The 9,078-nt window shown below is 68.5% G+C and carries 7 protein-coding genes and 4 pseudogenes; 4 read left to right on the forward strand and 7 right to left on the reverse strand.

Annotation, left to right across the window (positions count from 1 at the left end; translation table 11 throughout):
• Positions 1-380: 380 nt before the first annotated feature.
• The 3 genes and pseudogenes from ADBZ6K_RS18365 to ADBZ6K_RS18375 form a co-directional block, all read right to left on the reverse strand.
• The gene (locus ADBZ6K_RS18365; RefSeq protein WP_526349260.1) at positions 381-2,633 is read right to left on the reverse strand and encodes a WD40 repeat domain-containing protein; all 2,253 of its coding nucleotides are present in this window, start codon (positions 2,631-2,633) and stop codon (positions 381-383) included.
• 21 nt (positions 2,634-2,654) lie between these two features.
• Positions 2,655-2,867, reverse strand: a complete 213-nt coding sequence (locus ADBZ6K_RS18370) for a WD40 repeat domain-containing protein (RefSeq protein ID WP_526349282.1) — start codon at positions 2,865-2,867, stop codon at positions 2,655-2,657.
• A gap of 99 nt (positions 2,868-2,966) precedes the next feature.
• A pseudogene (locus tag ADBZ6K_RS18375) lies at positions 2,967-3,311 on the reverse strand (hypothetical protein); the annotation flags it as partial.
• Here ADBZ6K_RS18375 and ADBZ6K_RS18380 point away from each other — a divergent pair.
• Positions 3,237-3,473, forward strand: a complete 237-nt coding sequence (locus ADBZ6K_RS18380) for a hypothetical protein (protein WP_526349284.1) — start codon at positions 3,237-3,239, stop codon at positions 3,471-3,473. The pseudogene ADBZ6K_RS18375 and the gene ADBZ6K_RS18380 overlap by 75 nt on opposite strands.
• Before the next feature lie 712 nt (positions 3,474-4,185).
• Here ADBZ6K_RS18380 and ADBZ6K_RS18385 read toward each other — a convergent pair.
• Positions 4,186-4,563: pseudogene (locus ADBZ6K_RS18385) on the reverse strand (WD40 repeat domain-containing protein); the annotation flags it as partial.
• On the opposite strand from ADBZ6K_RS18385, the gene ADBZ6K_RS18390 reads away from it, so the two are divergent.
• On the forward strand, positions 4,445-4,717 hold the full coding sequence (locus ADBZ6K_RS18390) for a hypothetical protein (RefSeq protein ID WP_526349262.1): 273 nt from the start codon (positions 4,445-4,447) through the stop codon (positions 4,715-4,717). The pseudogene ADBZ6K_RS18385 and the gene ADBZ6K_RS18390 sit on opposite strands and share 119 nt — an antisense overlap.
• Here the strand turns inward: ADBZ6K_RS18390 and ADBZ6K_RS18395 are convergent.
• Positions 4,699-4,947, reverse strand: coding sequence for a thioredoxin domain-containing protein (locus ADBZ6K_RS18395; protein ID WP_526349264.1), 249 nt, complete (start codon positions 4,945-4,947; stop codon positions 4,699-4,701). The two genes, ADBZ6K_RS18390 and ADBZ6K_RS18395, sit on opposite strands and share 19 nt — an antisense overlap.
• A 152-nt stretch (positions 4,948-5,099) precedes the next feature.
• Positions 5,100-6,977, reverse strand: a complete 1,878-nt coding sequence (locus ADBZ6K_RS18400) for a WD40 repeat domain-containing protein (RefSeq protein ID WP_526349266.1) — start codon at positions 6,975-6,977, stop codon at positions 5,100-5,102.
• Positions 6,978-7,014: 37 nt separating this feature from the next.
• Here ADBZ6K_RS18400 and ADBZ6K_RS18405 point away from each other — a divergent pair.
• Positions 7,015-7,455 (forward strand): annotated as a pseudogene (locus ADBZ6K_RS18405) (hypothetical protein); the annotation flags it as partial.
• Positions 7,456-7,698: 243 nt separating this feature from the next.
• Here the strand turns inward: ADBZ6K_RS18405 and ADBZ6K_RS18410 are convergent.
• Positions 7,699-8,748: a LacI family DNA-binding transcriptional regulator gene (locus ADBZ6K_RS18410; RefSeq protein WP_526349268.1), complete on the reverse strand. Its 1,050-nt coding sequence runs from the start codon at positions 8,746-8,748 to the stop codon at positions 7,699-7,701.
• A gap of 100 nt (positions 8,749-8,848) precedes the next feature.
• Between ADBZ6K_RS18410 and ADBZ6K_RS18415 the strand changes: the two are divergent.
• Positions 8,849-9,078 (forward strand): annotated as a pseudogene (locus ADBZ6K_RS18415) (carbohydrate ABC transporter substrate-binding protein); the annotation flags it as partial.

Below are 9,078 nucleotides of genomic sequence, written 5' to 3' on the forward strand. Positions count from 1 at the left end.
ACCGCCGCCGCGGGAACCGGAACGGCTGCGGGTCCGACTGTCGTCGGGGCACCGCTGCCCGGCATCAGCTACCGCTGGAACAAGACGGGTGTCGTCCCGGTCGCCGCCCTGCCGTCGTGTTCGGCGAGTCCGGTGCTGACATTCCAGGCACCGCCGGTGCCCGCCAGTCAGCCGTGCACGCTGTCCGTCGATGTCTGGTTTGAAACAGATTGCAGCACAGTCGGTTTTCTCAATTCCACCTCGGCTCCGCAGACCCTGACGGTGGTTCCGCGCCCCGCCAACGCCATGCCGGACCTGGTCGGGGAGTCCGCGGACGCCGTCGTCAGCCTGCTGTCCTGCGTGAACCTGGAGGGTGTGGATCACTGCCTGGATTTTCTCGGTCACCAACTGGACGCCTTGACCAAGAACACCCCGCGCGATCTCGGCAACTTTTTCTTCACCGTCACCAGGAGCAGGGTCAAGTTCGACCTGCAGGGCGATCCGAACGGGGCGCGAATCGTCTCGCAGTTCCCGCCAGAGGGCGTCCTGGTGCCCCCGCAGGCGACGATCAGCTGGCGGTACACGCACTGACGTGCTCGGCCATCTCGATCCTGAGGTGTCGCTGTTATGCGGGCAGGGGGTAGATGCGGGCGGTGGTGTCGGTGCTGGCGGTGGCCAGGGTGGTGTTGGTGGGGTCGATGGCCAGGGCGGTGACGGGGCCGTCGTGGGTGAGTTTCGGTGGTGGTGTCGTAGATGCGGGCGGTGGCATCGGCGGCGGCGGTGATCAGGCGGGTGGCGTCGGTGGTGAAGGCGACGGCGTGCACGGGGCCGTTGTGGGGCAGGGTGTGCAGTTGGGTGCCGGTGGTGGTGTCGAAGATGCGGGCGGTGTTGTCGGCGGCGGCGGTGGCCAGGCGGGTGGCGTCGGTGGTGAAGGCGACGGCGGTGACGGGGCCGTTGTGGGGCAGGGTGTGCAGTTGGGTGCCGGTGGTGGTGTCGAAGATGCGGGCGGTGGCATCGGCGGCGGCGGTGGCCAGGCGGGTGCCTGCGGGGTTGAAGGCGACGGCGTGGACGGCGCCGTTGTGGGCCAGGTTGAGCAGTTCGGCGCCGGTGGTGGTGTTGTAGATGCGGGCGGTGCCGTCGGCGCTGCCGACGGCCAGGCGGGTGCCTGCGGGGTTGAATGCGACGGCGTGCACGGTGTCGTCGAGGGTCAGGCGGCGCACGATGGTGGCGGTGTCGGGGTCGATGAGGCGTGCGGCGCCGTCGGTGCAGCCGGTGGCCAGGCGGGTGCCGTCGGTGCTGGCGGTGAGGGCGGTCAGGGCGCCGGGGTGGTTGATGGTGGCGCGTTGGGTGCCGGTGGTGGTCTCGATGATGCGGGCGGTGGCGTCGGTGCTGGCGGTGGCGAACCAGGCTCGGCTGGGGATGGCGCACACGGCGATGACGGCGTCGTTGTGGGTGATGCTGAATTGTGGTGTGCCGGTGGCCAGGTCGAACACCCGGGCGGTTTTGTCGGCGCTGCCGGTCAGCACCCGGGAGCCGTCGGTGTCGAAACCCACCGCACACACCGGGCCGCCATGAGCCAACCGCAGCCGTTCGGCGGCGGGCAGTTCGAAGACCCGCACGGTGCGATCGGAGGACACCGCGATCAACCGACCCACCGGATCCAACGTGGTATCGCTGATCCCGGTCTCGCTGTCGGTGGGGGTGTAGCTGAACAGGTCCACCCCGGTAGCCACATCCCAGATCCGCGCGGTGGATCCGGTTTCCCCGGTCAGGACCGTGCGCGAGTCGCGGCCGAACTCCAGCCAGCCCGCGAACCCATCGGGCAGTTCCCGCTTGACGGCGAACGTATCCGACTCCAGCACTTGGATGGTCGGGTTGATCCCGTTGATAGTCACGCTCACCACGCCGAGCAGCCGGTCGTCGCCGCTGAAGACGATGCGCAATACCTCCCGCCGGTCACCGTGATGCGGAACCACCGGGTTGGGCAGCACCCGCAGTGCCTGACTGGTGGTGTCGAGTATCCCGATCTCTCTGTCGGCGCCGAAGGCTACAAACCGTCCGGTGCGTGAAAATGAAAGGGCACGAACCGGACTCGGGCGCCCGACGCGCTTGCGAACAGCGCCGTCGCTCGTGCCCACGAAGACGATCTCGCCGCTGTCAAGTCCTTGACCGGTGCCGATCGCGACGGTGGACCCGTCGGGGCTGAATTCACCCCGGTACAGTGTTTGTCCTTGCTGCGCATCGAAATTCCATCGTGGTGTGCCCGTCGCGGCATCGAGCAACTGCGCGGACTTTTGGCTGCGCACCAGAATCGAGCTTGCGTCGGCGCTGAATCCGCTGATGATCGACGGCACCGAGGTCTTGCGCCATCGCTGCGACCCTGTTACCGGGTCGAACGCAATGGCGGGCCTCGGCCCGTTGACGCCGGCACCGAATCCGCTTACGGCCACCGTGGTTCCGGTGGGGGCGTAGGCGACGGCGAACAATTCGACGTCGGTGGCCACGACGGTCGGTGCCGCGCCCGGGGTCAGGTCGTAGATGCAAAGGGTTTGGTTGGCGATGGCCGCGAGTTGGCGTCCGTTGGGGTGGAACGTGATCGCCGAGACCTGCTCGTCGTGGGTGAAGCTCAGTATGGGTTGGGGGTTGTCGGCCATCTCGATCCTGAGGTGTCGCTGTTATGCGGGCAGGGGGTAGATGCGGGCGGTGGTGTCGGTGCTGGCGGTGGCCAGGGTGGTGTTGGTGGGGTCGATGGCCAGGGCGGTGACGGGGCCGTCGTGGGTGAGTTTGCGGAGTTCGGTGCCGGTGGTGGTGTCGTAGATGCGGGCGGTGGCATCGGCGGCGGCGGTGATCAGGCGGGTGGCGTCGGTGGTGAAGGCGACGGCGTGCACGGGGCCGTTGTGGGGCAGGGTGTGCAGTTGGGTGCCGGTGGTGGTGTCGAAGATGCGGGCGGTGTTGTCGGCGGCGGCGGTGGCCAGGCGGGTGGCGTCGGTGGTGAAGGCGACGGCGGTGACGAGACCGTTGTGGGGCAGGGTGTGCAGTTGGGTGCCGGTGGTGGTGTCGAAGATGCGGGCGGTGGCATCGGCGGCGGCGGTGGCCAGGCGGGTGCCTGCGGTTGAAGGCGACGGCGTGGACGGCGCCGTTGTGGGCCAGGTTGAGCAGTTCGGCGCCGGTGGTGGTGTTGTAGATGCGGGCGGTGCCGTCGGCGCTGCCGACGATGGAGCAGATTGCCTGCGGGGTTGAATGCGACGGCGTGCACGGTGTCGTCGAGGTCGAAGCGGCGCACGATGGTGGCGGTGTCGGGGTCGATGGGGCGTGCGGCGCCGTCGGTGCAACCGGTGGCCAGGCGGGTGCCGTCGGTGCTGGCGGTGAAGGGCGGTCAGGGCGCCGGGGTGGTTGATGGTGGCGCGTTGGGTGCCGGTGGTGTCTCGATGATGCGGGCGGTGGTGTTGGTGCTGGCGGTGGCAGCCAGGCTCGGCCTTGGGGATGGCGCATAGCGCGACCAGGCGGCGTCGTTGTGGGTGATGCTGGATTGTGGTGTGCCGGTGGCCAGGTCGAACACCCGGGCGGTTTGTCGGCGCTGCCGGTCAGCACCCGGGAGCCGTCGGTGTCGAAACCCACCGCACACACCGGGCCGCCATGAGCCAACCGCAGCCGTTCGGCGGCGGGCAGTTCGAAGACCCGCACGGTGCGATCGGAGGACACCGCGATCAACCGACCCACCGGATCCAACGTGGTATCGGTGGCGCCGTCGTCGGGTACGTAGTTGAACAGGTCGGCCCCGCTGGTCACGTCCCACACCCGGATACCCTGGCCTTCCACCGTCATCACGGTGCGTGAGTCGCGGCCGAACTCCAGCCGACCCCAGAAGGAGCCCTCGGGGATGTCGCGGATGACCGTCAATGCATCGGCCGCGAGCACGCGGGCCGACGAGAATATCCCGTTCAGACGTTCGCTTATCAAGCCGATCAGCCGGTCGTCGCCGCTGACAACGATTTTCAACACATTGCGTAGTTCGTCCTCGGCATGCGGCAGCACCTTCAGCGCTTCGCTGGTGGTGTCGAGTATCCCGATTTCCCGGTCGGTCCCGAAGGCCACGAACCGGCCGGTGCGCGAGAAGAAGCAGAGGTTGCGGACCGCGTTCGGACGGGCGGTGCGCTTGCGGACGGTGCCATTCGCGGCGTCGAGCAGAACGATCTCTCCGCTTTGGATGTCCATTCCCGTGCCGATCGCCACCGTGGTGCCGTCCGGGCTGAACGCCGCACGATGCAGCGTCTGTCCTTCTTTCGCGGCGAAACTCCACCGCGGTGTCCCCGTCGCCGGGTCGAGCAGCTGCGCGAGTTTGGGTTCGTAGACCAGGATCGCGGTGCCGTCCGGGTTGAAGGCGCACTTGATCGACTGTTGTGACGCCGCGGTCTTCTTCCACCGCACAGTGCCGGTGGCCGCGTCGACCGCGATCATGTGCAGCTTGAAGCCGCCGAACCCGGTAGCGGCCAGTGTTGTTCCGGTGGGGGAGAAGGCCACCGACGAGAGTTCGAAGTCGGCGGTGGTGCTCACCGATGGGGTGCCTGCGGCCAGGGTGTGCACCCGCAGGGTCTTTTTGGCGATGGCCGCGAGTTGGCGTCCGTTGGGGTGGAACGCGATCGCCGAGACCTGGTCGTCGTGGGTGAAGCTCAGCATGGGTTGGGGGTTGTCGGCCATCTCGATCCTGAGGTGTCGCTGTTATGCGGGCAGGGGGTAGATGCGGGCGGTGGTGTCGGCGCTGCCGGTCAGCACCCGGGAGCCGTCGGTGTCGAAACCCACCGCACACACCGGGCCACCATGGGCCAACCGCAACCACTCCTCCAGCGCTGCGGCGACGGGCCGGCATGGGCCACACCAGCGGGCCCAGAAGTCGACTACGACGGGGCGTGGTGAGGACAGCACGACTTCGGTGAACGACGAGTCGGTGACCATTGTGGTGGCTGCCATTGGCGCGCTCCGATCTTGGCGCTCAGCTTCGCCCGCGAACGGGCAGCGATCGCCGCGGCGGCGGTCCCGGTGTGTGCAGCCGGCGCACGGCGTCGCAGACGGTCACTGTTGGCATGGTCGCCGTCAGTGTGTCACCCGGCCGTCACCCGGAATCACTGGGGAACACGGAAGATTCGGACCGTGCTGTCGGCGCTGCCCGTGGCGAAGAGGGTGGCGGTGCCGTCGACGGCGAGTGCCGTGACGGGGCCGTCGTGCGGGTAGCTGGCGAGTTGGGAGGCGGTGGCCAGCACCCACAGGCGGACGGTGCGGTCGGCGCCTGCGGTGGCGAGCAGCGCCCCACCCGGGGCGAAGAGCACGGCGCGTACCGGTGCGCCGTGGCTGAACTGGTGGCGTTGGGCGCCGCTGGCGGCATCGATCGCGCGGGCGGTGCCGTCGTCACACCCCACCGCCACCAGGGCTCCGTCGGGGCTGATGGTGACCGCGTTGAGCGGGGCCGGCATGACGATCCGCCACACCTGGCTGCCCGAGCCGGTGTCGAAGAGGCGCACGATGCCGTCGGCCGAGGCGCTGCCCAGCCGATTGCCGGCTGGGCTCACCGAGATTGCCCGGATCTCCCCGCTATGCGGCAACGTGAGCAACTCCGCCCCGGTCGCGGTATTGAAGACCCGCGCGGTGTCGTCGTCGGCCGAGGTGACCAGGCGGGTGCCGTCCGGGCCGAACGCGGCGGCGGTGACCGCCGCATTGTGGATGAGCCTGCGCACGACGGTTCCAGTGGCCACCTCGGTCAGCCGCACGACGCCGTCGACGCCCGAACTGGCAAGCAGCTGACCGTCGGGGCTGGCAGCCAGCGCGTTGACCACCCCGCCATGCTCGATTCGAGCGGACTGAGCCCCGCTGACGGAATCGAACAGCCGGGCGCTGTAGTCGGCGCTGCCGGTTGCCACCAGCGGGCCGTTGCCGACCCACACCACCGTGCGCACCGCCCCGTCGTGATCCAGCCTCGACCGCTGGGAGCCGCCGGCCAGTTCGAAGACCCGTGCGGACCGGTCATCGGCACCGGTGGCCACTGAGGACCCGTCGGGGCTGAAGGTGACGGCATTGACCGCTGCGGTGTGCGAGAGGCGGTGCACGGGCTGGACGACCGACGGCCCGAACCATCCGCGGCCGATCTGCGATCCCGACCGGGGATGCCAGCCCGACGTTCCGGTGGCGTCCGGCTCACCGTTGCCGAGGTACTTGTACCAGAACATCTTTCCGCTTGGCTCGATCGCGTACAGTGCGATTCCCGTGCCACCACGGTCGTCGGGGCAGCCCACGATGCGCTCGAAACGGTGCCAGCCCTTCGCGATGACGTTGCGGGAATTGGGGTGCCAGCCGGTGCCTCCGGTGACGTCGGCGGTGCCGTTGCCCTGATACCGGTACCACCGGAGGTCCCCGTTCTGCTCGACGCCGAACAACACGTCGGACGCTGCGGCGAGGATCTTGAACCCGTGCCACCCTCTGCCGATGGGGTTTCCGGACTTCGGTGCCCAGCCGGTCCCTCCCGTCGGGTCTGCGGTGCCGTCGCCGACGTAGCGATACCACAGCAGGTCGCCGTTGGGCTGCACTCCGTACAGGGTGCTCGCGGGGCTGGTGCCCGCCTTCGGTGTGCAGACGAGGTTCAGGAAACCGGCCCATCCTCTGCCGATCGCATTGCCGGACTTGGGCGCCCAGCCGGTGGCTCCCGTCGGATCGGCGGTGCCCTCGCCGACGTAGCGGTGCCACAGCAGATTTGCGTTCTCCCTGACGGAGAACAACACGCCGTCGCCGCCCCCGCAGACGAATTTCGGCGACGTCCAGCCAGAGCCGATAACCTTGCCGGAGTTGCCCGCCCAGCCGTTTGAACCGTCAGCGCTCTGCTGGCCCGATCCGTCGTAGCGGAACCATTGCAGGCCGCCGTCGGGCTGCACACCGAACAGTTCCCCGACCCGGGGCAGCGCGCCGGCCTGTGTCGGACCAGCGCCGCCGCATACGAGGTGGGTGGAGATCATCGGAACCTCCCTCCAGGGATTGGGCACGATCGGCCCGATGGGCACGGCTCGGCGGTCCCGCGCGTCACACCGGAGTGTCCCGTCGCGGACGTCACCCGGGCGTCACCGCGCCGGATGCGACAGGTGGGTGAAATGCCGCGGATGCGGGTACGCGCTTGCATGCCAACCGTCAGCAGGAGTTCTCCGTCCACGCGACACCAGAGCGCGTCGTCGAATACCTCAAGGACTTCGCCGCCCTCGACGCCGACTGGCCGACTCCCTGCGGGACCGCGAGATACCCTTCGTGCGCGTCAGCCGACGCTCGAACGCTCACCCCAGTGTGACCTGTGACGACTACCAGGGCAGGCAGCTCGCTGCCGAACACCTGCTCGCGCTCGGACGCACGCGCGCGGGTGTGATCGCCGGAGAACCCGACGCGAGCACCGCAGTGGACCCCGCGGCCGGATTCGCAGACACGTATCGCGTAGCAGGCCAACCTATTCCACGCCGGCGGATCCTCCCGTGGCCGTTCGACGTGGCAGGAGCAAGACCGCAGAACGACTGCTCAAGACCACGCCGCCGCCTACCGCGCTGTGCGCAGTCAACGATTTCGCAGCCGGCCTGCGAGCGGGTACGTCCATCTGGACCTTGCCCGCGGTCTGGCACAACACCAACGCCCGAACGAACAGGTGCCCCAGCGCTGAGAGGTGGCGTTTGCGGAACCTCGCGGTCACCCGGCGGACTAGATCCCCTTGCGGCCCCTCGGCTTGGGCGGGCTCGTTGTCGAGCGCACGACGAGTGTGGTCGGGACGGTGATCGCGGTGGGGCTCGCGACGTTCGGCTCGACGCCGTCGAGTGTGTTCAGGACCAGACGGGCGGCGATTGCACCTTGTTCACGGACCGCTTGCCGCACGGTGGTGAGGTCGGTCAGTTCCGCCAACGGGTGGTCGTCGATGCCGACGACGGAGACGTCGTCGGGTATCTGCAGTCCGCGGCGGTGCAGGGTGCGCATGACACCGAGGGCAAGTTCGTCGCTGTGTGTGTAGACCGCCGTCGGTGGGTCGGTGGCGTCGAGGATGTCGTCCATGGCTGCGGCGGCGTGAGTACCGCCCCAGTCGACGTCACGCACTAGGTCGTCATGCACCTCGATACCGGCCTGGGTGAGCGCGTCAGCGTAGGCCTCGGACCGACCGGAGCGGGCTGGCCAGCCGGGCTGGTCCGGATCGTGGGCGGCGATCATGGCGATTCGGCGGTGGCCGAGCGCAACAAGGTGATCGACCGCTTGCCGGCCGGCGCGGTAGTCATCGATACAGACGTACGGGTATTCCACGCTCTGCCCGCCGGCGGCGATGATGCTGACACCCAGCAGGGCGAGCCGTTCACGTTCGGCCTCGTCCACCGGAAAGGCGACGACGACCACGGCGTCGACTTTGCGCCGCGCCGGTAGCCGGGTGAAGAAGTCGGCTCGGTCCCGTGGTCCGCCGACATGATAGAGCAGCACGTCGATGTTGGCCTGGGAGAGAACATTTTCGATGCCGGCGACCATCGCCCCGAAAAACCAACGCTCGATGTGGGGGACCACCAGAGCCACGCGCCGGGTGCCACCGCTGGCCAACCGCACCGCATCGGGCGATACGACATAGTCCAGGCGTCGAGCAGTGTCGAGTACCTTCTCCCGCGTCGCGGCGGACACGCCATAGGCGTTGTTGAGCGCGCGGGACGCGGTTGTCAGGGACACGCCCGCTTCGCGGGCCACGTCGCTGAGACTTAAGGCGGCGGGGCGCTGAGACACAGCAGAAATACTAGGCGCCCGGGGGTTGCTTTCGGAAGCGCTTTCGATCTACGCTTCGGAAGCGCTTCCGATTGTGATGCAGATCTCTATGGAGGAGTTCATGAGCACAGCTCACACGCTCAGGGCCGCTCGGGCCCGGATCGCTGCAGCAGCGTGCGCGGCGATCGTTGTGCTGGCGGCTTGTGCGCCCCCGGGCAGCGGTAATACGAGTTCCGCCGAGAACGCCCCGGTGCAGGTCAGCGCGGATCTGGGTACCGGGCCGGTCGAGCTGACTCTGTACGACGGTGCGGGGTTGAAGAAGGTCGACGACGCGCTGATCGCCGCGTTCAC

The organism is Mycobacterium sp. (assembly GCF_044223235.1).
Classification (GTDB): domain Bacteria; phylum Actinomycetota; class Actinomycetes; order Mycobacteriales; family Mycobacteriaceae; genus Mycobacterium.

What these genes read in the sequence shown, in the direction of transcription:
- ADBZ6K_RS18395 (WP_526349264.1), bottom strand. Translation starts at nt 4,947, where the DNA reads ATGGCAGCCACCACAATGGTCACCGACTCGTCGTTCACCGAAGTCGTG.
- ADBZ6K_RS18365 (WP_526349260.1), bottom strand. Translation starts at nt 2,633, where the DNA reads ATGGCCGACAACCCCCAACCCATACTGAGCTTCACCCACGACGAGCAG.
- ADBZ6K_RS18400 (WP_526349266.1), bottom strand. Translation starts at nt 6,977, where the DNA reads ATGATCTCCACCCACCTCGTATGCGGCGGCGCTGGTCCGACACAGGCC.